The sequence below is a fragment of the Brevundimonas sp. UBA7664 genome (assembly GCF_002483305.1).
Classification (GTDB): domain Bacteria; phylum Pseudomonadota; class Alphaproteobacteria; order Caulobacterales; family Caulobacteraceae; genus Brevundimonas.
The window spans coordinates 238,734-264,976 of sequence record NZ_DLHQ01000026.1 but is presented as its reverse complement, the minus strand read 5'-3'; the positions used below and the strand labels follow the sequence as shown (position 1 = coordinate 264,976).

Below are 26,243 nucleotides of genomic sequence, written 5' to 3'. Positions count from 1 at the left end.
GGATGAGTGACGGTAGAATTGACTATGCCGAGGTGATGCGGCGGCTGCCGCACCGCTATCCCTTCCTGCTGGTCGACAAGGCCGAGGATTTTGTCGCCAACACCTCGATCACCGGCATCAAGAACGTCACTCACAACGAGCCGTATTTCCCGGGACATTTCCCGATCGATCCGGTCATGCCCGGCGTGATGATTATCGAGGCCATGGCCCAGACCGGCGCCCTGCTGATGTCCAAGTCGATGGACGTCCAGGTCGAGGGCAAGGTGATCATGTTCATGTCCATCGACGGCGTCCGTTTCCGCAAGCCGGCCCGACCTGGCGATCAGCTGCACATGAAGGTCATCGTGACCAAGATCCGCGGCGACATCTTCAAATTCCGCGGCGAGACCTTCATCGACGGCAAACTGGCCTCAGAAGCCGATTTCGCCGCCATGATGGTCACCGTCGACAAGCCGGTCCCATGAGCCGCATCCACGCTACGGCGGTTGTCGATCCGGGCGCGCAGCTGGCGGACGGGGTCGAGATCGGCCCGTGGAGCATTGTCGGTCCGGGGGTGATCCTGGCCGAGGACGTGCGTCTGGCCAGCCATGTGGTGATCCAGCAGGACACGACGGTCGGCGCCCGCACCGTCATCCACCCCTTTTCCGTCATCGGCGGCGATCCCCAGCACGGGGGCTACAAGGGCGAGCCCGTCCGGCTCGAGATCGGCAAGGACAACCTGGTGCGCGAGCACTGCACCTTCAACCGGGGCACGCCGGGCGACCGCAAGCTGACCACCATTGGCGACAACTGCCTGTTCATGACCGGGGCCCATGTCGGTCACGACGCGGTCGTCGGCGATCATGTCACCTTCGCCAACCACGCCACCCTGGGCGGCCATTCGCGGGTCGGGAGCCGGGTCTTCCTGGGCGGGCTTTGCGCGGTGCACCAGTTCGGGCGGGTCGGGCAGGGGGCCATCGTCGGCGGACTGGCGGCCGTGACGCGCGACGTCATTCCCTATGGCTCGGCCTGGGGCAATCACGCCCAGCTGCACGGCCTCAATCTGATCGGGCTGAAGCGCAAGGGCTACGACAAGACCGCCATCCGCCGTCTGCTGGCCGCCTATCGGGAGCTGTTCGAGGGCGGAGGGACGTTCGCCGACCGCCTCGACATGGTCGGGGCCGGCTATGCCGACCTGCCGGAGATCATGGAGATCGTGGCCTTCATACGAGAGGACGGCAAACGTCCCCTTTGCCTGCCGGGCGAATGAGCAAGCTCGGCCTGATCGCCGGCGGCGGGGCCCTGCCGGTATCCGTGGCGGCGCGCTGCGAGGCCGAAGGCCGGCCGGTGTTCGTCGTGCGGCTGGCCGGCTTCGCTGACCTGCACCTGGCGCGCTATCCGGGCATCGAGGCCGGCATGGCCGAGTTCGGCAAGATCCTGTCGGCGCTGAAGAAGGCGGGGTGCACCGGCGTGTGTTTCGCCGGCATGGTCAGCCGTCCTGATTTCAAGACCCTGAAGCCGGACCTGAAGGGCGCGACCCTGCTGCCCGGCATCATCAAGGCGGCGACCCAGGGCGACGACGCCCTGCTGCGCAAAATCCTGTCGGTGTTCGAGGGCGAGGGCTTTGGCATCGAGGGGGCCGACGACATTCTGGGCGGCGAGACCCTGCCGGGCGGGGCGTTGGGCGCCGTCCAGCCGACGCAAGAGCAGCTGTCTGATCTGAGGAAGGCGCTGCACGTCGCGGAAAAGGCGGGCGAACTCGATATCGGTCAAGGCGCAGTCGTCTGCGACGGCCTGGTGCTGGCGGTCGAGGCCCAGGAAGGCACGGACGCCATGCTGGCCCGGGTCGCGGGCCTGCCTGCCGATCTGCGCGGCTCGGCGGAGGACCGCAAGGGCGTGCTGGGCAAGGCGCCCAAGCCGATCCAGGACCTGCGGGTGGATATGCCGGTGATCGGCGTCCGAACCATCGAGATGGCCGCGGCTGCAGGGCTGGCGGGGATCGGCGGCGTTGCGGGCAAGCTGATCCTGATCGACCGGGCCGGGCTGATCGAGGCCGCCGACCGGCTGGGCCTGTTCGTCTGGGGCGAGCAACGGTGAGCCGGCCGCTGAAGATCATGCTGGTCGCCGCCGAGGCGTCGGGAGATGCGCTGGGGGCCGGGCTCGCCGGGGCGCTGAAGGCGCGGCTGGGGCCAGAGGTCGCCTTTGTCGGCGTCGGCGGGCCGCGCATGGCGGCACAGGGGGTCGAAAGCCCCTTCGATATCGCCGAACTGTCCATTCACGGCTGGGTGGAGGGGCTCAGGGCCTACGGGATCGTCAAGCGGCGCGTAGCCGACACGGTGGCGCTGGGCCTGGCCGAGAAGCCGGACGCGGTCGTGCTGATCGACAGCTGGGGCTTCACCATCCGGGTGGCCAAGGCGTTCAGGGCCGCTCTGCCAGACGTACCGCTGATCAAATACGTCGGGCCGCAGGTCTGGGCCTCGCGCCCGGGGCGGGCGAAGACACTGGCGGCGGCGGTCGACCACCTGCTGGCCCTCTACGCCTTTGACGCGCCGTGGTTCGAGCGCGAGGGTCTGACAACGACGGTGGTGGGGTCGCAGGCCCTGCATGTCGACATGAGCGCCGCCGATCCTGCCGCCTTCCGGGCCTCGCGCGGCATCGCGGCCGCGGCGCCCTTGTTGGTGGTCCTGCCCGGCAGCCGCCCGTCGGAAATCCGGTTGATGACGCCCGTCTACGAGGCGGCGGTCGGCCGGCTGAAGGCCGCCGATCCGTCGCTCGAGGTCGCCGTGATCGCAGCCGGAACGGTCGCGGCCGATGTGACCGCGCGGGTCGCGGCCTGGCCTTTCCGCGCCCATGTCGTCGGCGAGGAAGAAAAATACGCCGCCATGCGCGCGGCCACGGTCGCCCTCGCCACCAGCGGCACGGTCTCCACCGAACTGGCCCTGGCCGGGGCGCCGATGGTCATCGCCTACCGCTTCCAGCCGCTCAGCTATGCGATCATGAAGCCGTTCTTCACGGGCAGGTATGCGACCCTGTTCAACCACGCCGCGGACGCCGAGATCGCCCGCGAACTGATCCAGAATGACGCCACGCCGGAGAAGGTGGCGGCGGAGGTCGGGCGGCTGCTGGCCGATCCGCAGGTGCGCTTCGTGCAGTCGGCGCGTCAGACGGCGGCGCTGGACCTGATGGGGCGCGAGGGGCGCGATCCGTCCGAGATCGCGGCGGATGCGGTGTTGAGGGTTATTGCTGGCAAGGCTGGCAGATAGCGCTATCTGACCGGCCTAGAACGATCCGCTCCCGGAGGGCCATAGATCGAAATCCGGGTAAGCGATTCTTAGGTCTCGCCGGGCGCGGGCACCTGACTGATCAAGATCGCACGGCTGTCGGGATCCAGCAGGCTCTCAACTTCAGAGAGGTAGAAAAATTCGCAGTCATAGTCCCGCCGCGGCTCCGAGAGCGGAGTAATGCGTGCGGTAACGTGCTCCCACATATCGCCGTAGTCCCGTCCCCATCCGGTACCGTCGTAGACTCTCAGTTCTTTACCGCTCGCCATGCGTACGATGGTGCATCGCCCGTATCGCTCCGTGAGCACTCGAAGGATGGCCGCTCCAAGTCCTTCTTTGAGCTCACCCCAGCCTTGTCGTTCGATCATTGCGCCCGCCTCCCAGTTGCCCCGGCGTACTGGATCGCACCTCCGCCTTCCATTCAAAGCGCACGCCAATGAAAAACGCCGGGGCTTTTACCCCGGCGTTTCGCAGTTCCGTATTTGACCGCTTGATCAGCCCCGCGACTGGATCGGCACGTAATCCCGCTCGGTCGGGCCCGTGTAGAGCTGGCGCGGGCGGCCGATCTTCTGGCCGGGGTCGGCCATCATTTCCTGCCACTGGGCGATCCAGCCGACGGTGCGGGCCAGCGAGAACAGCACGGTGAACATCGAGGTCGGGAAGCCCATCGCCGACAGGGTGATGCCCGAATAGAAGTCGACGTTCGGGAACAGTTTGCGCTCGATGAAATACTCGTCGTTCAGGGCGATGCGCTCCAGCTCCTTGGCGACCTGGAACAGCGGGTCGTTGGGGTCGCCGACGGCGGCCAGCACCTCGTCGGCGCTTTCCTTCATCACCTTGGCGCGCGGGTCGTAGTTTTTGTACACCCGGTGGCCGAAGCCCATCAGCTTGTATTTCTTGGCCTTCACGCCCTGGATGAACTCCGGGATCTTGTCCGGGGTGCCGATCTCCTTGAGCATGTTCAGCGCCTCCTCGTTGGCGCCCCCATGGCTCGGGCCCCACAGGCAGGCGATGCCGGCGGCGATACAGGCGAAGGGATTGGCGCCCGACGAACCGGCCAGACGGACGGTCGAGGTCGAGGCGTTCTGCTCGTGGTCGGCGTGCAGGATGAAGATGCGGTCCATGGCCCGGGCCAGCACCGGGTTGACGACATACTCCTCGGCCGGAACCGCGAAACACATCCGCAGGAAATTCTCGGCGTAGTTCAGGTCGTTGCGCGGCGAGATGAATGGCTGGCCGATGTGATATTTGTAGGCCCGCGCCGCCAGGGTCGGCATCTTTGCGATCAGCCGGATGGCCGAGATGTTGCGCTGGACCGGATCATGGATGTCCAGGCTGTCGTGATAGAAGGCCGACAGCGCCCCGACCGTGCCGACCATGATCGCCATCGGGTGGGCGTCGCGCCGGAAGCCTTCGAAAAAGCGGTCGAACTGCGAATGCAGCATGGTGTGCATGGTGACGCTGCGCTCGAACGCCTCGTACTGGGCGGCGGTCGGCAGTTCGCCGTGCAGCAGCAGGTGGCAGACCTCGACGAAGTTGGACTGCGAGGCCAGCTGGTCGATCGGATAGCCGCGGTGCAGCAGGGTGCCGATATCACCGTCGATGAAGGTCAGGGCGCTTTCGCACGCCGCCGTCGAGGTGAAGCCGGGGTCGTAGGTGAAGGCGTCGGTCGCGCCATACAGCTTGCGGATGTCGATCACGTCGGGGCCGGTCGACCCCGAAAGCACCGGCAGGTCGACGCTCTTGTCGCCGTAGGTGAGGGTGGCCGTGCCGGCGGGTTTGGCTTGTTCAGTCATTGCAGCCCCTGAATTGCTAGGCGGCGGATCGGCGCGGGGAGGCGCAATCCACGGTCTGGTGAAATGTCAGATAGTCTGTTGCAGCGCATCATCCAAGCGCCCGAGGCTTTCTTCGCGGCCCAGGGCGGCCAGGGTCTTCGCAATATCGGGCGAGACGCCGTCCCCTGTCAGGGCGGCGCGGACGGCGGGGCCGATCTTGCCGAAGCCGACGGCCTCTTCCTCGGCGAAGACCTTGAGCTCTGCCTCGAGCGCAAAGACGTCCCAGCTGGCGAACAGCCTGAGCCGGTCTCGCAGACGGCCGATCCGCTCGCCTGATTCGCCCGTCAACATCGGCAAGGCCTTTTCATAGATCGACAGGGGCCGGACCTTGAGCGCGAAGCCGGTCTGGTCGGCCAGCTCCAGCACGGTCTTCGCGCGGTCCTTGATGAAGGGCATGGCGCGCAGCAGGCGGGCTTCGTCGTCGGGGCCGAGGGCGTGGCCGCGGGCGAGGTGGACGTCCAGCGTCATCTTGGCCAGCCGGTCATCGTCGGCGAGGCGGATCCAGTGGGCGTTGACGTGGGCCAGCTTGTCGAAGTCCAGCCGCGCCGGGGCCTTGCCCACGCCGGTCAGGTCGAACCATTCCAGCGCCTGGGCGTCGCTGAACAGCTCATCGTCGCCGTGGGCCCAGCCCAGCCGGGCCAGATAGTTGCGCATGCCCTCGGGCAGATACCCCATCTCGGCATATTCATGCACCGCCTGGGCCCCGTGCCGCTTGGACAGTTTGGCGCCGTCGGGGCCGTGGATCAGGGGGATGTGGGCGAAGGTCGGACGCGTCCAGTCCAGGGCGTCATAGATCAGGCTCTGGCGAGCGGCGTTGTTCAGATGGTCATCGCCGCGGATGACATGGGTCACGCCCATATCGTGGTCGTCCACCACCACGGCGAGGTTGTAGGTCGGCGCGCCGTCGCTGCGCAGCAGGACCAGGTCGTCGAGGTCGTCATTGGCCCAGCTGACCGTGCCCTGCACCTGGTCCTCGACCGTCACCTGGCCGGGGAGGGGGCGACGGAACCGGACCACGTGAGGCTGGGACAGGTCATCGACAGACGGTTCGCGGTCGCGCCACGGAGATTCGAAGGTGCGGCGCTCGGCCTTGGCCAGGTCGCGCAGACGGCCGGTCTCCTCGGCCGAGGTGAAGTCGCGATAGGCGGCGCCGCGTTCCAGCAGGTCGTTGACGACTTGGCGGTGGCGGTCGGCGCGGCTGTACTGGAACACCGGTTCCTCGTCGGCGAACAGCTCGAGCCAGCTGAGGCCGTCGAAAATGGCCTTGACGGCGGCGTCGGTCGAGCGCTCGCGGTCGGTGTCCTCGACCCGGACCAGGAACTTCCCGTTGCGTCCCTTGGCATACAAATAGTTGAAAAGCGCCGTCCGGGCCCCTCCTATGTGCAGGGAGCCGGTTGGCGAGGGGGCGAAGCGCGTGACGACAGCGGGCGTGGAGTCGGATGGGGAGGCCATGGCGGGCGTTATAGCGCCGGCGCCGGCGAATCCCACCCTCGCCGAACGGGCGCGCCGGTTCCTGGCGACGCAGGTCGCCGCCCAGACGTTGCGCTGGCGGCTGTGGGCCCCGGTGGCGTTCGGCGGCGGCTGCGCCGTCTATTTCGCCCTGAAGTCCGAACCGCCGGCCTGGCTGTTGATCGCCGGGGCCATGCTGGCTTCCGGTCTCTGGATCGGGGCGCGCCGCTTGGCGCTTACGCGGGCCTGGACGCTCGGACTGATGCTGTTGGCCTGTCTGGCCGGGGGAATCGCCGTGGCCAAACTCCGGACGGACGCCGTGGCGGCGCCGATCGCGCCCGCGATGGCCGCGCCGACGGTGGTCGAGGGCTGGGTCATCGATGTCGACAGCCCGGGCGCGGCCGGGCCGCGGGTCGTCATCGCCCCGGTCCGCATTCGCGGCCTGTCGCCCGAGGCGACGCCGGTGCGGCTCCGGGCCACGGTGCGCGGCGCGGCGCCGGAGCCGGGCCAGGCCGTGCGGCTGTTCGCCATTCTCAATCCACCGCCGGCGCCGGCCAGTCCGGGGGCCTATGACTTCGGCCGCAATGCCTATTTCCAGGGTCTCGGCGGGGTGGCCTTTTCGCTGGGCGAGACGCGGCCGGCGTATCTGCCGCCGCCGCCGTGGAAGGTCAGGGCGGCCATGGCGGTCAACGGTCTGCGCTACGATCTCGCGAAGCGGATCGTGGCGCGGCAGGGCGAACGGACCGGCGGGGTCGCCGCCGCCATGACCACGGGACACGAGGCCTGGCTGGACCCGGCCCAGGTCGATGTCATGCGCGATTCCGGCCTGGCGCACATCCTGTCGATCTCGGGTCTGCATATGGCGGTGGTCGGCGGCTTCGCCTTCTTCCTCGTGCGCCTGCTGGTGGCGGCCTGGCCATGGCTGGCGCTGCGGGTGTCGGGCAAGAAGGTGGCGGCGGTCGCGGGGCTGCTGGCGGTGGGGACCTATCTGGTGGTGTCCGGCCATCCCCCGCCGGCGGAGCGGGCGGCGATCACTGCCTCGATCGCCTTCATCGCCATCCTGCTGGATCGCCAGGCGATCAGCATGCATGCCCTGGCGGTCGCGGCCTTTGCGGTCCTGATGCTTCAGCCCGAGGCCATCGTCACGCCGGGCTTCCAGATGTCGTTCGCGGCCACCGCGGCCCTGGTGGCCCTGGCCGAGGCCTGGCCGGCGAGGCCACGCGAAATCTCGACGCCGTGGCCGATCCTGATCGTGCAGCGCGCCGGCGCCTGGGTGGGCATCGCCGTGATGGCCAGCCTGGTGGCGGGGGCGGCGACGGGGCCGTTCGCCATGCAGCATTTCAACCGGACAGCCATGTACGGCCTGCTGGCCAATCTGGCGACGGCGCCCTTGTCGGACTTCCTCATCATGCCGGCGTTGGCGCTCGGCGCCCTGCTGGAGCCGCTGGGCCTCGGCGCGCCCTTCCTGTGGCTGGCGGGGCAGGGGATCGGGATGATGCTGGCCATCGGCGCGTGGACGGCGGGCCTGCCAGGGGCGGTGAAGACGGTGGCCAGCGCGCCGGGCTTCGTCCTGCCGGTCGCCTTTCTCGGCGTCCTGTTCTGCTGCCTGTGGCGCGGGAGGTTGCGCTGGCTGGGCCTGCCGTTCGCGGCGGCGGTCATGCTGTGCCCGCGCGCGCCGACGCCGGACCTGTGGATCGGCGACGGCGGGACCAATGCGGCCTTCGTCGAGCGCGGTCAGGCCGTGGTGATGCGGCCGGGCGTGCGGCAGTTCGCGATCGATGTCTGGTCGCGTCGGCGCGGCGTGGCTCCGGTCGACCGGGCGACGGAGGGGTGGGCCTGTGCGCGATTCTCGTGCGCGCCGGTCGAGCCCGGAGCCGGTCCGATGGCGATGTGGTGGGGCCGCCGCGCGCCGTCGCCGGAACAGATCGACGTCCTGTGCCGCTCTGCCCCGATGGTCAGCCTGCGGGCGTCCATCGCGGTGCTGCCGCCCTCATGCGAGGGACGGCTCGTTCTGGACGGGACGGACCATGCCCGCGGCGGTGCGGTCGAACTTTGGCGCGACGGGCCGGCGTCAGCCAACCGCTGGCGCGCGGTCTGGGCGGCCGAGGTGCGCGGCGACCGGCCGTGGAGCAGGCTCGGCGATCCGGAAGTCAGTGATACCGGCGGATGAGCCCGACCAGCTTGCCCTGGACCTCGACCTGATCGGGTCCGAAGATGCGGGTCTCGTAGTTGCGGTTGGCGGGCTCGAGCGCGATCGAGGCGCCCTTCTTGCGCAGGCGTTTGAGGGTGGCTTCCTCGCCCTCGACCAGGGCCACGACGATCTCGCCCGAGGTGGCGGTGTCGGTCGATTTGATGATCACCAGATCGCCGTTGAGGATGCCGGCCTCGATCATCGAGTCACCCTCGATCTCCAGCAGATAGTGCTCGCCCGCGCCCAGCATGGCCTCGGGCACCGGATAGCGGGCCGTTTCGTGCTCGATGGCGGCGATGGGCGTGCCGGCGGCGATCTTGCCCATCAGCGACAGTTCGCGGGTGTCGTTGGCCGGTTCGGCGGCCATGGGGCGCCCGCCGCCCTCGATGACCGAGGGGGCGAAGCCCGCCCGGCCGCGCGGTGCGCCCGCCGTGGCCTGATCGGGCATCTTGGTGACCTCCAGCGCCCGGGCGCGGTGCGCCAGACGCCGGATGAAGCCCCGTTCCTCCAGCGCCGTGATCAGCCGGTGGATGCCCGATTTGGACGCCAGATCGAGCGCCTCCTTCATCTCGTCGAAGGAGGGGGACACGCCGGTCTCCTTGATCCGTTCGTGGATGAACATCAGCAGTTCGTGCTGTTTGCGCGTGAGCATGGCGACCTCGAAGACGAATCCCGTTGCAGGAACGCTAGCGGAACAAACCGCAAACGTCCACAGGGTGTTCCTGTGCTGTTCCGGTTAAGGTCCGGTTACCGCAGGAGGTCGCGCGTCGCCGCCTCGACATCCGCCTGACGCATCAGGCTCTCGCCGACCAGCACCGCCTGGGCATGGGCATCCGACACCCGCTGCACATCGTCGGGCGTGAAGATGCCGCTCTCGGCGACCAGCAGGGCGCGGACGGGGCTGAGGATGGCGAGGCGTTCGGTCACGGCGAGATCGACCTCGAACGTCCGCAGGGAGCGGTTGTTGATGCCGACCAGATCGCCGCCCAGCTTGCAGGCACGGGCCATTTCGGCCTCGTCGTGGGTCTCGATCAGCGCGTCCATGCCGAACCGTTCGGCCTCGGCGAGCAGGTCGGCGGCGAGGGCGTCGTCGATCATGGCGAGGATGATCAGGATGCAGTCGGCGCCCAGCGCCCGGCTCTCGGCCACCTGCCAGGGATCGACGAGGAAGTCCTTGCGCAGGCAGGGGAGGGCGACGGCGTCACGGGCGGCGGCGAGGAAGGCGTCGTCGCCCTGGAAGCTGGGGCCGTCGGTCAGGACCGACAGGCAGGTGGCGCCGCCGGCCTCATAGGCGCGGGCGAGGGCGGGCGGGTCGAAGTCGGCGCGGATCAGGCCCTTGGACGGGCTGGCCTTCTTGATCTCGGCGATCAGGGCGGGACGGCCGGTGTTTTCGACATGGCGCTCAAGGGCGGCGCGGAAGCCGCGCGGGGTGGAGGCAGCGCGCGCCAACAACTCGACCGCGTCCTGCGATGTCGCGGCCTTGCGGGCGGCCACGTCCTCACGCTTGTAGGCGGCGATGCCGGCCAGAACATCGCTCACGCCGGCTCTTCCTCGATGACTGTGTTGGTGGCCTCGACCAGATCGGCGAGGGCCCTGGCCGCGCGGCCGTCGTCGATCACCGTCGCCGCCAGGACCGCGCCCTCGGCCAGATCGGCGGCGCGGTCGGCGACGACGAGGGCGGCGGCGGCGTTGAGCAGGACGATGTCGCGATAGGCGCCCGTCGCTCCGTCCAGCAGGGCGCGGAGGGCGGCGGCGTTCTCTTCCGCGTCGCCGCCGCGCAGGGCGTCGAGCGAAGCGCGGGGCAGGCCGGCGTCTTCAGGCGTGACGGTGAAGCGGCGGACGGCGCCGTCCTTCCATTCCGCCACCTCGGTCTCGCCCGTGGTGGTCAGTTCGTCGAGGCCCTGGCCGTGGACGGTCCAGGCCCGGGTCGCGCCGAGCCGGCCCAGCACCTCGGCCAACGGTTCGAGCAGGCGGGGATCATAGACGCCCATGACCTGCCGCTTGGCGCCGGCCGGATTGGACAGCGGGCCCAGCAGGTTGAAGACGGTACGGAAGCCGATCTCGGCCCGCACCGGCCCGACGTGGCGCATGGCCCCGTGGTAGGCGGGGGCGAACAGGAAGGCGATGCCGGCCTCGTCCAGCGAGCGGCGCTGCTGGGCCGGCGTGGCCTGCAGATTGACGCCGAGCACCGACAGCACGTCCGAGGAGCCGGATTTGGAGCTCATCGCCCGGTTGCCGTGTTTGGCGACCTTCAGGCCCGCGCCGGCCAGCACCAGGGCGGCGGCGGTCGAGATGTTGAAGGTGTGCTGGCCGTCGCCGCCGGTGCCGCAGGTGTCGATGGCGTCATAGGGGTGGTCGAGGGTGCGGGCGGCCTCGCGCATGGCGGTGGCGAAGGCGGCGATCTCCTCGACCGTCTCGCCGCGGATGCGCAGGGCGGTGACGGCGGCGGCGACCTGGGCGGGGGTCGGCTCGCCGCGCAGGCAGGCGGCGAAGAAGTCGTGCGCCTCGTCCGCCGACAGGATGCGGCCGTCGACCAGTTTGGCCAGCAGGGGTTTGAAACCTTCAGCCATCTCAGACCATCGCCGTGAGTCTGACGTTGGCCAGATCGAGGAAATTGGCGAGCAGGTCGTGGCCGTGTTCGGTGGCGATGGATTCGGGGTGGAACTGGACGCCGTGGATCGGTCGGGTCTGGTGCGCCAGCCCCATGATCTCGCCGTCGGCGGTCCAGGCGGTGACCTCGAGCACATCGGGCAGGGTCTCACGGCGCACGGCCAGCGAGTGGTAGCGGGTGGCGGTGAAGGGCGAGGGCAGGCCCTTGAAGACGCTGTGGCCCTCATGCTCGATCGGCGAGGTCTTGCCGTGCATCAGGGATTTGGCGCGGATCACCTCGCCCCCAAAGGCCTGGCCCATGGCCTGATGTCCCAGGCAGACGCCGAAGATCGGCATGTCCAGCGGGGCGGTGTCGAGGATCGAGAGGCAGATGCCCGCCTCGTTCGGGGAGCAGGGGCCCGGCGACAGCAGCACGGCCTCTGGCCTGAGGGCGAAGGCCTCTGCGGCGGTCAGGTCGTCGTTGCGCACGACACGCGTCTCCGCGCCCAGTTCCGCAAGGTAGTGGACCAGGTTCCAGGTGAAGCTGTCGTAGTTGTCGACGACGAGGATCATGCCCGGCTTCTAGGGGCTGCACGGGGCCGCGCCAAGCGGCTGTGACGGTAAGTCTTCGTTAACCGAACCCGCCCGAACTGGGGCCACCAACCGGAGGGGCACCATGGCACACGCAGGCATCACCAAGGCGCGCACCCTGCTGGCGCCGGCGCAGCCGTCCCGGTCCAGTCCCTACGCGGCCCTCGGCGCGGCTTCGCTGGCCGCGATGGCGGCGGTGTTGATGGCCGGGGTGATGGTGCTCGGGCCGGGCGTGCGGTTCGACGAACCCGCGATTTCAGCCCAGCCCTAACGGTTTCCGAACGGATAGCGCCAGGCGTCCTCGGCGGCGCGCATGGGCGCGCGGGCCTTGGCGAGGGTTTCGGCGTATTCCGCGGCCGGATCGCTGTCGGCGACGACGCCGGCCCCGGCCTGGACGTGGATCTTGCTGTCGGCGAAGAGGGCGGTCCTGAGCACGATGCAGATGTCAGCCTCGCCGCCCGCCGAGATGTAGCCGACGCCGCCGCCGTAACCGACGCCGCGCTTTTCGCTCTCCAGCTCGTCGATGATCTCCATGGCCCGGACCTTGGGCGCGCCGGACAGGGTGCCGGCGGGCAGGGCGGCCAGCAGGGTGTCGACGGCGTCGAGGTCGGGATGGGCGTCACCCTGGACTTCGGAGACGATGTGCATGACCGAGCTGTAGCGTTCGACGCGGAAGCTCTCGATCACCTCGACCGTGCCGGGGGCGGCGACCCGGCCCACGTCATTGCGGCCGAGGTCCAGCAGCATCAGGTGCTCGGCCCGCTCCTTGGGATCGGCCAGAAGTTCGGCCTCAAGCGCGCGGTCGGCCTCGGGCGTCTCGCCGCGGGGGCGGGTGCCGGCGAGCGGGCGGATGGTGACGCGGCCGTCCTTGAGCCGGACCAGGATCTCCGGGCTCGAGCCGGCAAGCTGGAAGTCGCCGAAGTCGAGATAGAACAGATAGGGCGAGGGATTCCGCCGCCGCAGAGAGCGGTAGAAGGCGAACGGATCGCCGGCCCAGGGCGCGGCGAACCGGTGGCTGAGCACGACCTGGAAGATGTCGCCGGCGGCGATGTAGTCCTTGGCCCGGGCGACCATGGCGGCGAAGTCGGAGTCCGCGACCGGCGAGCGGAACGGTGCGATGGCGGCCTCAACGGGAGCGGGCAGGGCGGGCAAGGGCCTCCGCAGGTCGGCTTCGAACCGGTCGAGCCGGCTCACGGCCCGGTCGAAGGCGGTTCGCGCGTCGAGCCCGCTGTCCGGGTAGGCGGCGGAGACCAGCACGATCTCGTGGCTGACGGAGTCGAAGATGGCGACCAGCGACGGGCGCGTCAGGACGGCGTCCGGCAGGTTCAGCGGATCGGGATTGGGCGCGCCCAGCGGCTCCAGCAGCCGCACCATGTCATAGCCGAACACCCCGAACAGGCCGGCGGCCATGGGCGGAAGGCCGGCCGGCAGATCGAACCGCGACGCCGCCATCAGGGCGCGCAGGGACGTCAGGGCGTCGGAGGGCTCTGGCTGGAATCGTTCGGCGGCGATGTCTCCGCCCCGCGCCAGTTCGGCCCGGCCGTCGCGACAGCGCCAGACCACGTCCGGCTCGCGCGTGATGATCGAATACCGGCCGTTGACCGCGCCGCCCTCGACCGATTCCAGCAGGAAGGCGTGGGTCCGGCCATGTCCGACCTTGAGGAAGGCCGAGACCGGGGTTTCGAGGTCGTCCACCAGGCGGCGGACGACGATCCGCGGCCGGCCCAGGGACCAGCCGCGGTCGAATTCGGCGAAGTCTTCGCCGGCCTCCGCCGTCATCGCGCCGGCGGCGTCGCCGGCGATGCGGGGGCGGCCGGGGCTTCCGCCGGCAGGCCGAGGGCCAGCCGCGCCAGGGCCTCATCGTATCTGGCCTTGCTGCGCTCGGCGGCGGTGCGGATGGCGGTCTCACCCACGGCGTTCAGATGGTCGCCGGCCATGCGCTGACGGAACTGTTCGGCGACGGGGGCGGCGAGGGCGGGCACTGCGGCGGTGATGCGGTCCGTGCGGCCGATGACGAAGGTGTCGTCGGTGTTCTGCTGCGAGAACGGTTCGCCGCGGGCGCTGCCGAACACGCCGGCGATGACGCCCTGGCCGTTTTGTTCGGCGGACTGACGGCTCAGACCGGTCCCGGTCTGGATCGTGGCGCCGACCGAGGCGGCCACAGCGGCCAGATCCTCGCCGCCGCGCACGCGGGCCGCCAGGGCGCTGGCGCGCGCCCCGAGCAGGCGGGCGTTCTCGCGCAGGACCCATTGCCGGGCCAGGGGCTCGCGGATGGCGGCCAGGGGGGGCAGGGCGGCGGGGGTGATCGCGTCGAGACGGACGACGAAATACTGGCCCTGGCCCATGTCGACCACTTCGCTCTCCGCGCCTTGGCCGAGGCTCCACATGGTCTGGATCAGTTGGGGCGGGAGCGCCGGTGTGATTTCCTGGCCGTTGCGCAGCTTGCCGTCCTCGCGGATCGGCGGGATCTGGATGACGCGGCCCCCGACCTCGCGCACGGCGACGTCCAGCGTCTTGCCCTCCTGACGGGCCTTTTCATAGGCCTCGACCCGCCGATAGACGGCGGCGCGGGCGTCTTCCGCGCGCAGCTCCTGGACCACCTGTTCGCGGACGTCGGCGAGGGTCGCGGCGCGGCCCGGCTGGATGGCCGTCACCTTGGCGACCACGAAGCCGACGCCGGCCTGGACGGGAGCCGAGACCTCGTTCGCGGCGAGGCCGAACACGGCCCCGGCCACGGCCGCGTCGCCCAGGGCGCTGCGCGGCGTATCGACATATTCGGCCGGCTGGATGCTGTTGGCGCGGGCCACGTCGGCCGGAGCCTGGCCGGCGCGCAAGGCGGCGGCGATGCGGTCGGCCGCGGCGCGGTTGGGCGCGGTCAGGGTGACGAAGGTGCGCTTCTCCGGCAGCGACAGGGCGTCGCGACGGAAGTTGAACCGTTCCTCGATCCGGGCCTCGGTCGGCGCGGCTGCGGGGCCGGCATCATCGAACAGCACCACCGAGGCGGTGCGGGATTCCGGCAGACGCAGCTGGTCGGCGCTCTGGTTCATCAGGGCGGTCAGCTGGGCGTCGGTCGGAACGCCCGCCGTGCCGGCCATGGCCTGGGTCACGGTGAACCAGCGACCGTCGCGCGTCTCCAGCGTCTGGCTGGCCAGGATCGCGCCATAGATGCGCGGCAGGCGCAGGCCGGCGCCGAGCGCGGAGCCGTAGTGCTGGGTGGAGTACTGATCGCGGAACTGGGCCTCGAACATCTCCGGCGTGACGTTGATCTCGGTCAGCCGGGCCTGGTACTGGTCCTCGCTGAACTGGCCGGTGACGTTGTCGAAGAACTCGGGGGTCTGGCGAATCTGGCGCAGGATCAGTTCTTTTCCGGGCCGGATGCCGGCCTTCCAGGCCCAGTTGAGGAAGCCGAACTGCTGGGATTTCTGTTCCAGGTACTGCCTCAGGCCGCCCTCGCCGATCAGTTCCTCGAAATCGAGCGCCCGCCCGGCCTGCTGCTGGGCCTGGTCGCGAATCCGGTCCATCTCGCTGCGGAACTCGGCCTGGCTGAGATTGCGGTCGCCCGCCGAAACCACGTGCTTCGGACCCAGATTGGCCAGAACGTCCATCTGGCTGCCGCCGCCGACCACGAGCGCCAGCGCCATGACGACGAGCAGCCCTATGGCCCATTTGGATTTGGCGAAGGCGCGGATGGCGGAGAGCATGGTCGGTCCTGGCGGATCAGAGGCAAGGGTGCTGCTTGGCCTATAGGGTGTCAGCGCCCTGCACGGCAAGATGAAGGCAGGATTGTTTGGCCAGTCAGACGGGCGCCGGCTCGTCGATTGGACGCGGTGGTATCCGCAGGCCGTCCCCGGCGTCGCGATCCGGGACGGCTTGGCTTGTCGAAAGGCGCCGCATAGAAAGCGGGAATGAAACAATCCGTGAAACTGATCGCCGGCAATTGGAAGATGAACGGCCTGGGCGCGAGCCTGGGCGAGGTTGAAGCCCTGCGCCAAGCGCTGGCGGAGGCGCCTCCGGCGTGCCGCGTCGCCCTGTGCCCTCCCGCCACCCTGATCGAACGCATGGCGCGGGTCGCGGGCGACGGGATCGAGATCGGCGGCCAGGACTGCCGGGCGGAAGCCCACGGCGCCTACACCGGCGACCTGTCGGCGGCGATGCTCAAGGACGCCGGCGCATGCCTGGTCATCCTCGGCCATTCCGAGCGCCGTCAGGGCCATGGCGAGACCGACGCCCTTGTTTCGGCCAAGGCGGAGGCGGCGCTGGCCGCGGGTCTGGCGCCGATCATCTGCGTCGGCGAGACGCTGGAGCAGCGCGAGGCGGGCCGGGCGGTCGAGGTGGTGCGGGGACAGATCATGGGATCCCTGCCGCTGGCGCTGGCCGGGCAGGACTTCGCCGTGGCCTATGAGCCGGTCTGGGCCATCGGCACCGGCCTGACGCCGACGTTGCAGCAGATCGAGGAAGTCCACCGCGCCGTCCGCGCCGCGATGATCGAACGGTTGGGTCTGGGGATCGCCGCCACGCCGATCCTGTACGGCGGCTCCGTCAAGCCGGACAACGCCGCCGAGATCCTCGCCGTGCCCGAGGTCGGCGGGGCGCTGGTGGGCGGGGCCTCGCTGAAGGCGGCGGACTTTATCGGGATTGTCCGGGGAGCGTAGGGATCAGTTTGCTCCCATCCGCCATCAATGTTAGACGCCGCCGCTTGATCGGCGCCGCCTCGCGCCACACATATCGGCTGCCATGCTCCAGACCATTCTCCTCGTCTCCATGATCCTTATCTCGGTCGCGCTCGCCGGCGTGATCCTGATTCAACGTTCGGAGGGCGGCGCCCTTGGAATGGGCGGCGGTCCGTCGGGCTTCATGACGGCGCGGGGCGCGGGCAATCTGCTGACCAAGACGACCTGGGTTCTGGCCGTGCTGTTCTTCCTCTGCGCGATCGGCCTGACCATCCTCGGCAACGTTGAGCGGTCGAGCCGTTCGATCGTCGACGCCGACGCGATCGGCGAGCTGGTCGCCCCCTCGACGTCGAGCGCTCCGGCGGCCGATCCGGCGGCTCCGGCCCAGCCGGCCGCGCCGTCGCTGCAGAACCTGGAATCCAGCCTGTCCGGCATTTCTCCGGCTCCGGCTCCGGCTCCGGCCCAACCGGCCCCCGCAGAATAGGATGAGCGGGGACCTTATCCCCGCCTTCCGCTCCCGCCCTCAAAGTCTCCGCAGTTCGCCGCTCGAATCAGCGGTAGAGTGATCTCCCATGGCCCGTTACGTGTTCATCACCGGCGGCGTGGTTTCCTCCTTGGGAAAAGGCCTCGCTTCCGCCGCTCTCGGCGCGCTCCTGCAAGCGCGCGGTTACAAGGTGCGTCTGCGCAAGCTCGACCCCTATCTGAACGTCGATCCGGGCACGATGAGCCCGTATCAGCACGGCGAGGTCTTCGTCACCGATGACGGGGCCGAGACCGACCTGGACCTGGGCCACTATGAGCGGTTCACCGGCGTGTCGGCCGCGAAGTCCGACAACATCACCACCGGCCGCATCTATTCCACCATCCTTGAGAAGGAGCGGCGCGGAGATTACCTCGGCGCCACGGTGCAGGTGATCCCGCACGTCACCGACCAGATCAAATCCTTCTGTTTGACGCCGGCCCTGACCGATGACGGCGAAGATGTCGATTTCGTGCTGGTCGAGATCGGCGGCACGGTCGGCGATATCGAGGGTCTGCCGTTCTTCGAGGCCATCCGCCAACTGGGGCAGGACCTGCCGCGCGGCCAGTCGTGCTTCGTGCACCTGACCTTGCTGCCCTTCATCAAGACGGCCGGGGAGATGAAGACCAAGCCGACGCAGCATTCGGTCAAGGAACTGCGCTCGATCGGCATCCAGCCGGACATCCTGCTGTGCCGCTGTGAATTCCCGATCCCGCCTGACGAGAAGCGCAAGATCGGCCTGTTCTGCAACGTGCGTCCGACCGGCGTCATTCAGGCCATGGATTCCAGCGACATCTACGCCGTGCCGCTGGATTACCACCGCGAGGGGCTGGACGCTGAGGTGCTGGCCCATTTCGGCATGACCGACGCCCCGGCGCCGGACCTGTCGATGTGGGAGGAGATCGCCAGGCGGCGACTGCATCCCGATGGCGAGGTCACTGTGGCCGTGGTCGGCAAATACACGGTGCTGAAGGACGCCTACAAATCCCTGATCGAAGCCCTGCATCACGGTGGGGTGGCCAACAACGTCAAGGTCAACATCGACTGGGTCGAGGCCGAGACCTTCGAGGGCGACCGGGAAGCCTGTGACGCGCGCCTTCAGGCGGCGCACGCCATCCTGGTGCCCGGCGGCTTCGGCGAGCGCGGTTCGGAGGGCAAGATCGAGGCGGCCCGGTTCGCCCGCGAGCGCAAGATTCCCTATTTCGGGATCTGTTTCGGCATGCAGATGGCGGTCATCGAGGCGGCGCGGAACCTGGCGGGGTATCCCAAGGCCTCATCGACCGAGTTCGGTCCGACGACCGAACCGGTGGTCGGCCTGATGACCGAATGGACCCAGGGCAACCAGCGCGTTCTGCGCCAGCAGGGCGGCGACATGGGCGGGACCATGCGGCTGGGGGCCTATGACTCGACCCTGAAGCCGGGGTCGAAGATCGCAGAAATGTACGGCTCGACCACGATCAGCGAGCGGCACCGCCATCGCTATGAGGTCAACATCAACTACCGCGACGCTATCGAACAGAAGGGCGGACTGACCTTCGCCGGCCTGTCGCCGGACGGCGTCCTGCCCGAGACGGTCGAGCGCGAGGACCATCCGTGGTTCATCGGCGTCCAGTATCACCCGGAGCTGAAGAGCCGGCCGTTCGCGCCCCATCCGCTGTTCGCGGGCTTCATCGAGGCGGCTGTGGTGCAGAGCCGGCTGGTCTGAGCATGGGCCGCCGCGAGAGCGGCCTGCCTGTCAGGAGTCGTTCTTAGGAGCCGGGCTTGGCGCTTTCGGCGGGACGAGGCCCTCGAACGGGCGGCGGTCGCGACAGCGGACGCAAACCCGCGTCCCCGGCTCGCTGCGGCTGTCCACGTACAGATGTCCCTTCATCAGGCATTTCAGCGACTTGAACATCGGTGGCTCCGCGCGGAGAGACCGGCTCCGCATACAAATAGCCGTGTTACATTTGTTGTTGCAGTGCAAGATAAAGAAGCGTGACGGCATCTGACCATCCAGCGACCGCGCTTCACCGCCCCGGGTGGTATGCGGGGCCCGTGGCCGTGTAGCGTGCGAAACGGAAGCGAACGCGTTCCCGAGGCTGTCCGCGAACCCGAAGCGGCCGACCTGTCAGTCCTCCAGATCCTGCCCCGGAGCCGCACGATGCCATCCCTGAAAGCCTCCTATCCGCTCTACCTGGCCAATGAGGCGCTGACGCCCAACCAGGATCTGGAGGTCACCGACAAATACTCGGGCGAGGTGGCGACGCGCGTCGCCCTGGCCGACCCGGCCCTGATCGACCGGGCGATAGGCGAGGCGGTCAAGGCGACGGAGCCGATGGCGCGGATGGCGGCGTATGAACGACAGGCGGTTCTGGCCCATTGCGTCAAACGCTTCGCGGAACGGGCGGATGAGCTGGCCCTCGCCCTGTGCATCGAGGCCGGCAAACCGATCCGGGATTCGCGCGGGGAGGTGACCCGGCTGATCGACACCTTCCGTATCGCCGCCGAGGAGTCGGTGCGGATGACGGGCGAGGTCCAGCCCCTGGACATTTCGGCGCGGGCGCGCGGCTATCAGGGTATGTGGAAGCGCGTCCCGATCGGGCCCTGTTCCTTCATCTCGCCGTTCAATTTTCCCCTCAACCTGGCGGCCCACAAGATCGCTCCGGCGCTGGCCGTCGGATGTCCGTTCGTGATGAAGCCGGCGTCGCGTACCCCGCTGGGGGCGCTGATCATCGGCGAGATCCTGGCCGAGACCGATCTGCCCAAGGGCGCCTTTTCGATCCTGCCCGCCACCCGCGACGGTTCGGACCTGTTCACCACCGACGACCGGCTCAAGCTGCTGTCCTTCACCGGCTCGCCCGAGGTCGGCTGGGCGCTGAAGGCGAAGTCGGGAAAGAAGAAGGTGGTGCTGGAGCTGGGCGGCAATGCCGCCGTTATCGTCGACCGTGACAGCGACCTGGAAGACGCCGCCGAGCGGATCATCTTCGGGGCTTTCTACCAGTCCGGCCAGTCCTGCATCGGGGTGCAGCGTATCCTGATCCACGACGACATCTACGGCCCGTTGCGCGATCTGCTGGTCGGGAAAGCCCGGGCCCTGATCTGCGGCGACCCGCGCGAGGAGTCCACCTTCATCGGTCCCCTGATCGACGAGAAGGAAGCGACCCGGCTGGAGGACTGGATCAACGAGGCGCGGGCCGCCGGGGCGACGGTGCTGTGTGGCGGGAACCGCACCGGCGCCATGCTGGACGCGACCCTGCTGGAGGGCGTCGGCCGCGGCCTGAAAATCCGCGAGGAGGAGGCGTTCGGGCCGGTCGCCATCCTGTCGCGCTTTTCGGATTTCGAGGTGGCGCTGGCCGAGGTGAACGATTCAAAATTCGGGCTTCAGGCCGGCATCTTCACCCGCGACATTCACAAGGCCATGCGGGCCTGGGACGTGCTCGAGGTCGGCGGCATCCTGATCGGCGACGTGCCCAGCTATCGCGTCGACAACATGCCCTATGGCGGCGTCAAGGATTCCGGCCTCGGCCGCGAGGGCGTGAAATTCGCCATGGAGGACATGACCGAGATCCGTAATCTGGTCATCCGTCAGCGGCCGGTGGCCTAGATCCGCCCCGCTGCATGAACTCTTTGTCACGCGCCGACCAGTTGTGGGCCACCTTCGGCTGGGTCATGGTCGCGCGCTCAGAATGAGTCTGACCGGGGTGAAACAGATGCGTATCGCCAAGATACTGGCCGGCGTGGCGGCGGCGGGCCTGATGGCCTTTCCTGCGATGGCGCAGGAGGGCCGCTATGCGCCCCAGCTGACCCGGATCCTTGAGGAGGCTGCCAAGGGGAACTGCCTTCCAGCCCTGATGGCGCCGACATTGCTCGACGCCTGCAACGGCCAGATCCAGGGCATGGCGCCGGCCTTGGACGCCATGGGGGCGGTCGAGATGGTGACTTTCGTGAGCGCACAGGACACGCCGGACGGCCCGGTCGAGACCTACACGGTCAAGTTCGCTGGGGGTCAGACCCTGGACTGGGTCATCGGCCACGAGCGCGACGGCAAGTTCAGCACCGTCGGCACGGCGGGCTAGAAGACCATGGGGGCCGGGGTCGCCGTGAGCCTTCTGTTCGCCGGACTGCTGGGGGTCGCGGCGGGTTCGCAAACGCCGCCGATCTTCCATCCCGGCGCGCCCGGCCAGCCGTCGCGGATCGTGACAGCGGCCGAGGCGATGGAGCTCGGCCGATCAACCTTCATTCCCGCCGACGCCGCCTTCATGCAGCACATGATCGTTCACCACGCCCAGGCGGTGGACATGGTCGAACTGCTGGAAACGCGCGGGGCCGATCCGACCGTGAAGCTGCTGGGCCGACGGATCGCGCTCTCCCAGCAGGCCGAGATGGACCTTATGCGCGGCTGGCTGACGGACCGCGCCCAACCGCTGGAAATGCCGGTCATGGGCGGTCACGCCGGCCAGGCCGGGATGGATCACAGCGCGCACGCCGGCATGGATCATGGCGCGCCTGCGGCTGACGATACGCCGGTCATGGCGGGCATGCTCTCGCCCCGGCAGATGCGGGCGCTGGCGGCCGCAAGCGGCCCGGCCTTTGACCGGCTATTCCTCGAAGGCATGATCCAGCATCATCAGGGCGCGCTCGACATGGTCGGCGCCCTGATGGCCCAGCCCGGAGCAGGGGAAGACACCCTGCTTTCCGATTTCCTCACCTCCGTCGTGGCCGACCAGTCGGCCGAAATCCTGCGCATGCAGTACCTGCTCTCCGAGCTTTGAATCCCAACCTTTTCCTGAAAGACCGGCCATGAACGTTCGCAGCACCCTGCTCTCATCCGTCGCCGTATTCGGCCTCCTTCTGGGGGCGACGGCGGCGTCGGCCCAGCAGGCCAGCGGCCCGGGCGTCACCCAGCAGATCCCGGTCGACGCGCGCAGCACCCTGACGCCCGGCCTGCGCGACGCCGGCATGAGCGCGTCCGGTCTGGTCCTTGAGCATTCGCTGCCGATGGCGCCCGGATTCGTCGATCCCGACATCGGCTTTTCGCCGCCGACCAGCCGCGAGGAAGGCCAGGCCCTGGTCGCCCGCATGCGGAGTAACGCCGCCTTCAGCCCGCTTGGCATGGCCAACACCGACATGGCGCTGTCGGACGGAAAGCTGTTCATCGGCAATTTCAACGGTTTCAACGCCTATGAGCTGGGCGAGGGCGCGCCGCGGCTGGTGATGTCGGTGGTCTGTCCCGGCGGCCAGGGCGACGTTTCGGTGCATGGCGACCTGCTGTTCATGTCGGTCGAGGAAAACCGCGGCCGCCTCGATTGCGGGGCTACAACCACGGCCAGCGCCGTGGACAGCGAGCGCTTCCGGGGCGTGCGCATTTTCGACATCAGCGACCTGAACGCGCCGCGCCAGATCGCCGCCGTCCAGACCTGCCGCGGTTCGCACACCCACACCCTGGTGCCGCACCCGTCCGATCCGAATGTCCTTTACGTCTACGGCCAAGGCACCTCCGACGTGCGCAAGACCGAGGAACTGGCCATCTGCACGGACGGCCAGCCGGACTCCAACCCGGAGACCGCGCTGTTCTCGATCGATGTGATCCGGGTCGACCTGAACCGGCCGCAAGACGCCGCCATCGTCAACCGGCCGCGCATCTTCGCCGACGGCACGACCGGCCGCGTGGCCGGCCTCTGGCGCGGTGGCCGGGCCGGCGTCGCCAGCCAGGACACGGCGCAAACCAACCAGTGCCATGACATCACTGTCTATCCCGAGATCGGCCTGGCGGGGGGCGCCTGCAGCGGGAACGGCATCCTGCTGGACATCTCCGATCCCGAGCGTCCGACCCGGGTTTCGGACATCTTCGATCCGGACATGGCCTACTGGCACTCGGCGACGTTCAACAACGCCGGCGACAAGGTGGTCTTCACCGACGAATGGAGCGGCGGCATCGGCGCGCGCTGCCAGGCCACGGACCCGGCGACCTGGGGCGCGAACATGATCGCCACGATCGAGAACCGGACGCTGAGCGGCAAGAGCTTCCACAAGCTCCCGTCGGCGCAAGGATCGACCGAGAACTGCGTCGCCCACAACGGCAATATCATCCCGGTCCCGGGCCGCGACCTGATGGTCCAGGCCTGGTACCAGGGTGGAATCTCGATCATGGACTTCACCGACCCGGCGCGCCCGATCGAGGTCGCCCATTTTGACCGGGGTCCGATCAGCGCCGAACGCCTGTACGTCGGTGGATCCTGGTCCGCCTACTGGCTCAACGGCCGGATCTATTCGAGCGAGATCGCCCGGGGGCTCGACGTGCTGCGGCTGGTCCCGACCGACCAGCTGTCCGCGGCCGAGATCGCCGCCGCCGAGGCGGTGATGTCGGCGACCATCAACCCCCAGACCCAGACCCGTGTCAGCTGGGCCGACACCCCGGACGTGGCCGGCGCCTACCTCGACCAGCTCACGCGCTCGCAGGGCATCGAGGCGGGGCTCGCCGGACAGGTGCAGGCCCGGATCGAGCAATGGCGGGGCGGGAATGCCGACCTTGCCGGTTCGGCTGAACTCTCCGCCGCCCTCAACGCGGCGTCCGGCAAGGCCACGGGCGTGGCGGCGGCCCGATTGAAGGCCCTGGCGGACCTGTTCGGACGCCAGGCCGGCTAGCCTCCGTCTGTTGGATTGAATGTGGCTGCCGTCGCGCCTTCTCGGACAAGGTGCGACGGCAGGGAGGTTCAGCGGGTCGTGATGAACCCGCTTTCGCTCTGGCGCGGGATCCCCGCAGAAACCGCCCCAACGCTTTTCGACGCAGACTCCGTGGTCGGTGGCGCGGTTGTCGGCGGTGCGGCGGAACGGCTCCGGGCGCTCGTCGCACGTTACGCGGCCGAAGCCTGTGCCCCGCTCGCGCGTCGCCTCGTTGAAAACTGGCCTGCAGCCCTGGGGCGTTTCACCCATGTCCTGCCACGGGAGCCAGGCCCCAACGCCTTCAATGCCCGCCGCGCCTGAAGAGCCGCCCCGCGCCGCTATCGGACACCAGATCTCCGCCAGCCAGCAGACCTTCGCCTGAGTCCATCCGCTCCGGAGCGACACGCGCGATGGCGGATGGCAGCGCGGGAAGTGAACGCGCTTGACGGATGCCTCCGCACACCGCAGCTTGTAGTCCGAATTCAAATTGAGCTTGGTCCCTTGGCCCATATCACCGTCGCCCTTCGCGCCCGTCCCACCGCCTCAGGCGGCGTTGCGGTCGCGCGCGCCAGCGGCCTCGGTATGACCACCACCACCACCACCACCACGCTCATGGCGGGGACAGGTTAGCGCGCACCAGGACTCAGGATCGCCCAACCCAACCCCGCCCGGACCCCCGGGCGGGGTTTTTCATTTCCGCCCCTAGTTCCAGCCCTCCCGATCAGCCTCCTCCCGAAAGCCCCGATCATGCCCAGCCTCGCCCTTCTCCGCCCCGAGCCCGCGCTCGTCCGACTTGCCCCGCTCCCGGGCGCGCCCGTCGTGGTGATGAAATTCGGCAGTTCGGTCCTGACCGGACCAGCCGACGCGCCGGCCGTGGCCTCCGCCATCTATGCCGAGGTACGGCGCGGTCGTCGGGTCGTGGCTGTGGTCTCTGCCTTCGCCGGCGAGACCGACAGGCTGTTGGCAGAGGCGCGCGGGCTCGGTCTCGCCCACGACAATCCCCTGTTGCCCGCCTATGTCGTGCAGGGGGAGGAGCGCTCCGCCGCCCTGACCGCGCTGGCCTGCGACCGCATCGGCCTGGATGCCGTGACGCTGACGGTGCGCGAACTCGGCATCCTCGCCGAAGGCCCACGTGAACACGCCCGTCCCGTCGCCCTGGCTCGCTCGGTGTTGGAGCAGGCGCTGGAACGTCACGAGGTCGTGGTGGCGCCGGGCTTCGGCGCCCTGGGGCCTGACGGCCGAACCGTCCTGCTGGGCCGGGGCGGCTCGGACCTGACGGCCCTGTTCCTGGCCGCCGAATTCGGCCTTGACCACGTGCAGCTGGTGAAGGACGTCGACGGTCTCTACGACCGTGATCCGAACACCGATCCGGACGCCCGCCGTTACGATCAGGCCAGTTGGGCGGAGGCCAAGGCCCTGGGCGGAGGCCTCGTTCAGCCCGACGCGCTCGACCTCGCCGAGGCCCGACGTCTGTGCGTCGAGGTGCGCAACCACGCCGACGGCCACCGCACAGTAATCGGGGCCGAGGGCGCGCCCCCGCGCCGCGTTCCGCCGCGCAGACGACTGAAGGTCGCCGTCGCCGGCTGCGGGGTCGTCGGCGGCGGCGCCCTCTCCCAACTGCTCGGCGACGCCCGCGTCGAGGTGGTTGGCGTTCTGGTTCGCGACCCGTCCAAGGTCCGTCACATCCCCGGTTTTTCGACCGAGGCGCTTGCACCGTTGTTCGTGGCTGACGCCGCCGCCCTGCTGGCTCGCGAACCGGACATTCTGCTCGAAGCCTTGTCGGAAGCCGACGCGGGTCACGCCCTGATCCGTGCCGCGCTCGAGCGCGGCGTCGATGTGGCCAGCGCTAACAAGCAGGCCATCAGCCGGGACCCCGCCGGCCTGCTCGCGCTGGCCGGGGAGCATGAGGCTAAGCTGATGTGGTCGGCCGCCATCGGGGGCGGCGCCCCCATGGTCGAGACCCTGCGCGCGGCCCGCGCCGACGGCCCGGTCACAGCCTTTGAAGCCGTGCTGAACGGCACGGTCAACTTCATGCTTGAACGTCTCGATTCCGGCGCCTCCTTCGACCAGGCCCTGGCCGAGGCGCGGGCCGCCGGCTTCGCCGAGGAGGATCCCTCCTCGGACCTCGAAGGTCTTGACGCCGCCGCCAAGGTCCGCCTGCTGGCCTTCGAGGCTTTCGGCCTGATGCCGGACGAGGCGGACATCCCGCGCGACGTGCTTTCACCCGACGCCCCGCCACCGCCGGGTGCGCGCCAGCTGTGTCGTTGCCGTCTGGACAACGGCCGGGTCGTCGCCGAGGTTCGTCTCGTCGCCGGCACCCTGGATCCCCTGTTCGCCGCCTTGAACGGAGAGCGCAATGCCTTGAAGGTCATCGGCCAAGAGGGATCGATCGTGCGTTGCCGGGGCCGCGGCGCCGGCCGCTGGGCCACCGCCGAAAGCCTGCTGGCCGACCTCGCCGACCTCGCCGCCAACCGCTTTGCGCTTCAGGACGCCTGA

Annotated in this window: 23 protein-coding genes; 14 read left to right on the top strand and 9 right to left on the bottom strand. The window is 69.0% G+C overall.

The window, feature by feature from the left end; all coding sequences use genetic code 11:
• Positions 1 to 2: 2 nt before the first annotated feature.
• From fabZ to lpxB, 4 genes are read left to right on the top strand one after another with little or no spacing between them, the layout of a single operon-like run.
• A complete protein-coding gene (gene fabZ, locus B2742_RS07340) occupies positions 3 to 464 on the top strand; it encodes a 3-hydroxyacyl-ACP dehydratase FabZ (protein ID WP_292064551.1) in 462 nt (153 codons plus the stop codon).
• A complete protein-coding gene (gene lpxA, locus B2742_RS07335; protein WP_292064548.1) occupies positions 461 to 1,249 on the top strand; it encodes an acyl-ACP--UDP-N-acetylglucosamine O-acyltransferase in 789 nt (262 codons plus the stop codon). Before fabZ ends, lpxA begins: the two co-directional genes overlap by 4 nt.
• Positions 1,246 to 2,076: a UDP-2,3-diacylglucosamine diphosphatase gene (gene lpxI / locus B2742_RS07330; protein ID WP_292064545.1), complete on the top strand. Its 831-nt coding sequence runs from the start codon at positions 1,246 to 1,248 to the stop codon at positions 2,074 to 2,076. The genes lpxA and lpxI overlap by 4 nt, the downstream gene beginning before the upstream one ends.
• Positions 2,073 to 3,242, top strand: coding sequence for a lipid-A-disaccharide synthase (gene lpxB / locus B2742_RS07325; protein WP_292064544.1), 1,170 nt, complete (start codon positions 2,073 to 2,075; stop codon positions 3,240 to 3,242). Before lpxI ends, lpxB begins: the two co-directional genes overlap by 4 nt.
• Positions 3,243 to 3,310: 68 nt before the next feature.
• Here lpxB and B2742_RS07320 read toward each other — a convergent pair whose 3' ends face one another.
• From B2742_RS07320 to gltX, 3 genes are all read right to left on the bottom strand, one after another.
• The gene (locus B2742_RS07320) at positions 3,311 to 3,628 is read right to left on the bottom strand and encodes a hypothetical protein (RefSeq protein WP_292064542.1); all 318 of its coding nucleotides are present in this window, start codon (positions 3,626 to 3,628) and stop codon (positions 3,311 to 3,313) included.
• 126 nt (positions 3,629 to 3,754) lie between these two features.
• Complete coding sequence (gltA, locus tag B2742_RS07315; protein WP_292064540.1) at positions 3,755 to 5,056, bottom strand: citrate synthase; 1,302 nt, start codon at positions 5,054 to 5,056, stop codon at positions 3,755 to 3,757.
• Positions 5,057 to 5,122: 66 nt separating this feature from the next.
• Entirely contained in the window at positions 5,123 to 6,547 is a 1,425-nt protein-coding gene (gltX, locus tag B2742_RS07310; protein WP_292064536.1) for a glutamate--tRNA ligase, read from the bottom strand.
• Here gltX and B2742_RS07305 point away from each other — a divergent pair.
• Positions 6,546 to 8,714 (top strand): ComEC/Rec2 family competence protein, encoded by a 2,169-nt coding sequence (locus tag B2742_RS07305; protein ID WP_292064533.1) that lies wholly within the window; start codon positions 6,546 to 6,548, stop codon positions 8,712 to 8,714. The genes gltX and B2742_RS07305 overlap by 2 nt on opposite strands.
• On the opposite strand, the gene lexA is transcribed toward B2742_RS07305, so the two are convergent.
• From lexA to B2742_RS07285, 4 genes are all read right to left on the bottom strand, one after another.
• A complete protein-coding gene (gene lexA, locus B2742_RS07300) occupies positions 8,695 to 9,387 on the bottom strand; it encodes a transcriptional repressor LexA (RefSeq protein ID WP_292064530.1) in 693 nt (230 codons plus the stop codon). The two genes, B2742_RS07305 and lexA, sit on opposite strands and share 20 nt — an antisense overlap.
• Positions 9,388 to 9,482: 95 nt before the next feature.
• On the bottom strand, positions 9,483 to 10,274 hold the full coding sequence (gene trpC / locus B2742_RS07295) for an indole-3-glycerol phosphate synthase TrpC (RefSeq protein WP_292064527.1): 792 nt from the start codon (positions 10,272 to 10,274) through the stop codon (positions 9,483 to 9,485).
• Positions 10,271 to 11,305, bottom strand: a complete 1,035-nt coding sequence (gene trpD / locus B2742_RS07290) for an anthranilate phosphoribosyltransferase (RefSeq protein ID WP_292064525.1) — start codon at positions 11,303 to 11,305, stop codon at positions 10,271 to 10,273. The genes trpC and trpD overlap by 4 nt, the downstream gene beginning before the upstream one ends.
• A 1-nt stretch (position 11,306) precedes the next feature.
• Positions 11,307 to 11,897: an anthranilate synthase component II gene (locus tag B2742_RS07285; RefSeq protein WP_292064522.1), complete on the bottom strand. Its 591-nt coding sequence runs from the start codon at positions 11,895 to 11,897 to the stop codon at positions 11,307 to 11,309.
• A gap of 103 nt (positions 11,898 to 12,000) precedes the next feature.
• Here B2742_RS07285 and B2742_RS07280 point away from each other — a divergent pair, with 103 nt between their 5' ends.
• On the top strand, positions 12,001 to 12,186 hold the full coding sequence (locus B2742_RS07280) for a peptidoglycan-binding protein (RefSeq protein ID WP_292064519.1): 186 nt from the start codon (positions 12,001 to 12,003) through the stop codon (positions 12,184 to 12,186).
• Here the strand turns inward: B2742_RS07280 and trpE are convergent.
• Both trpE and B2742_RS07270 read right to left on the bottom strand, forming a co-directional pair.
• A complete protein-coding gene (gene trpE / locus B2742_RS07275) occupies positions 12,183 to 13,694 on the bottom strand; it encodes an anthranilate synthase component I (protein WP_292064517.1) in 1,512 nt (503 codons plus the stop codon). The genes B2742_RS07280 and trpE overlap by 4 nt on opposite strands.
• On the bottom strand, positions 13,691 to 15,616 hold the full coding sequence (locus tag B2742_RS07270; protein ID WP_292064514.1) for a peptidylprolyl isomerase: 1,926 nt from the start codon (positions 15,614 to 15,616) through the stop codon (positions 13,691 to 13,693). The genes trpE and B2742_RS07270 overlap by 4 nt, the downstream gene beginning before the upstream one ends.
• Before the next feature lie 204 nt (positions 15,617 to 15,820).
• Between B2742_RS07270 and tpiA the strand changes: the two genes are divergently transcribed.
• The 8 genes from tpiA to B2742_RS07230 all read left to right on the top strand — a co-directional run bounded on the left by tpiA (position 15,821) and on the right by B2742_RS07230 (position 26,243).
• Positions 15,821 to 16,567, top strand: a complete 747-nt coding sequence (gene tpiA, locus B2742_RS07265; protein ID WP_292064512.1) for a triose-phosphate isomerase — start codon at positions 15,821 to 15,823, stop codon at positions 16,565 to 16,567.
• Between the two features lie 82 nt (positions 16,568 to 16,649).
• A complete protein-coding gene (secG, locus tag B2742_RS07260) occupies positions 16,650 to 17,069 on the top strand; it encodes a preprotein translocase subunit SecG (RefSeq protein ID WP_292064495.1) in 420 nt (139 codons plus the stop codon).
• A gap of 88 nt (positions 17,070 to 17,157) precedes the next feature.
• A complete protein-coding gene (locus B2742_RS07255; protein WP_292064493.1) occupies positions 17,158 to 18,810 on the top strand; it encodes a CTP synthase in 1,653 nt (550 codons plus the stop codon).
• 435 nt (positions 18,811 to 19,245) lie between these two features.
• Positions 19,246 to 20,688, top strand: coding sequence for an aldehyde dehydrogenase family protein (locus B2742_RS07250; RefSeq protein ID WP_292064491.1), 1,443 nt, complete (start codon positions 19,246 to 19,248; stop codon positions 20,686 to 20,688).
• A 106-nt stretch (positions 20,689 to 20,794) separates the two neighbouring features.
• Positions 20,795 to 21,160 (top strand): hypothetical protein, encoded by a 366-nt coding sequence (locus tag B2742_RS07245; RefSeq protein WP_292064490.1) that lies wholly within the window; start codon positions 20,795 to 20,797, stop codon positions 21,158 to 21,160.
• Positions 21,161 to 21,184: 24 nt separating this feature from the next.
• A complete protein-coding gene (locus tag B2742_RS07240) occupies positions 21,185 to 21,856 on the top strand; it encodes a DUF305 domain-containing protein (RefSeq protein WP_292064488.1) in 672 nt (223 codons plus the stop codon).
• Between the two features lie 28 nt (positions 21,857 to 21,884).
• Positions 21,885 to 23,729, top strand: coding sequence for an LVIVD repeat-containing protein (locus B2742_RS07235; protein WP_292064486.1), 1,845 nt, complete (start codon positions 21,885 to 21,887; stop codon positions 23,727 to 23,729).
• A 765-nt stretch (positions 23,730 to 24,494) separates the two neighbouring features.
• Positions 24,495 to 26,243, top strand: coding sequence for a homoserine dehydrogenase (locus B2742_RS07230; protein WP_292064484.1), 1,749 nt, complete (start codon positions 24,495 to 24,497; stop codon positions 26,241 to 26,243).

Bases quoted from the DNA above. Each gene is read 5' to 3' on its own strand.
- fabZ (WP_292064551.1), top strand. From the start codon at position 3: ATGAGTGACGGTAGAATTGACTATGCCGAGGTGATGCGGCGGCTGCCG.
- lpxA (WP_292064548.1), top strand. From the start codon at position 461: ATGAGCCGCATCCACGCTACGGCGGTTGTCGATCCGGGCGCGCAGCTG.
- lpxI (WP_292064545.1), top strand. From the start codon at position 1,246: ATGAGCAAGCTCGGCCTGATCGCCGGCGGCGGGGCCCTGCCGGTATCC.
- B2742_RS07320 (WP_292064542.1), bottom strand. From the start codon at position 3,628: ATGATCGAACGACAAGGCTGGGGTGAGCTCAAAGAAGGACTTGGAGCG.
- gltA (WP_292064540.1), bottom strand. From the start codon at position 5,056: ATGACTGAACAAGCCAAACCCGCCGGCACGGCCACCCTCACCTACGGC.
- B2742_RS07305 (WP_292064533.1), top strand. From the start codon at position 6,546: ATGGCGGGCGTTATAGCGCCGGCGCCGGCGAATCCCACCCTCGCCGAA.
- gltX (WP_292064536.1), bottom strand. From the start codon at position 6,547: ATGGCCTCCCCATCCGACTCCACGCCCGCTGTCGTCACGCGCTTCGCC.
- lexA (WP_292064530.1), bottom strand. From the start codon at position 9,387: ATGCTCACGCGCAAACAGCACGAACTGCTGATGTTCATCCACGAACGG.
- trpD (WP_292064525.1), bottom strand. From the start codon at position 11,305: ATGGCTGAAGGTTTCAAACCCCTGCTGGCCAAACTGGTCGACGGCCGC.
- B2742_RS07285 (WP_292064522.1), bottom strand. From the start codon at position 11,897: ATGATCCTCGTCGTCGACAACTACGACAGCTTCACCTGGAACCTGGTC.
- B2742_RS07280 (WP_292064519.1), top strand. From the start codon at position 12,001: ATGGCACACGCAGGCATCACCAAGGCGCGCACCCTGCTGGCGCCGGCG.
- trpE (WP_292064517.1), bottom strand. From the start codon at position 13,694: ATGACGGCGGAGGCCGGCGAAGACTTCGCCGAATTCGACCGCGGCTGG.
- B2742_RS07270 (WP_292064514.1), bottom strand. From the start codon at position 15,616: ATGCTCTCCGCCATCCGCGCCTTCGCCAAATCCAAATGGGCCATAGGG.
- tpiA (WP_292064512.1), top strand. From the start codon at position 15,821: ATGAAACAATCCGTGAAACTGATCGCCGGCAATTGGAAGATGAACGGC.
- secG (WP_292064495.1), top strand. From the start codon at position 16,650: ATGCTCCAGACCATTCTCCTCGTCTCCATGATCCTTATCTCGGTCGCG.
- B2742_RS07255 (WP_292064493.1), top strand. From the start codon at position 17,158: ATGGCCCGTTACGTGTTCATCACCGGCGGCGTGGTTTCCTCCTTGGGA.
- B2742_RS07250 (WP_292064491.1), top strand. From the start codon at position 19,246: ATGCCATCCCTGAAAGCCTCCTATCCGCTCTACCTGGCCAATGAGGCG.
- B2742_RS07245 (WP_292064490.1), top strand. From the start codon at position 20,795: ATGCGTATCGCCAAGATACTGGCCGGCGTGGCGGCGGCGGGCCTGATG.
- B2742_RS07235 (WP_292064486.1), top strand. From the start codon at position 21,885: ATGAACGTTCGCAGCACCCTGCTCTCATCCGTCGCCGTATTCGGCCTC.
- B2742_RS07230 (WP_292064484.1), top strand. From the start codon at position 24,495: ATGCCCAGCCTCGCCCTTCTCCGCCCCGAGCCCGCGCTCGTCCGACTT.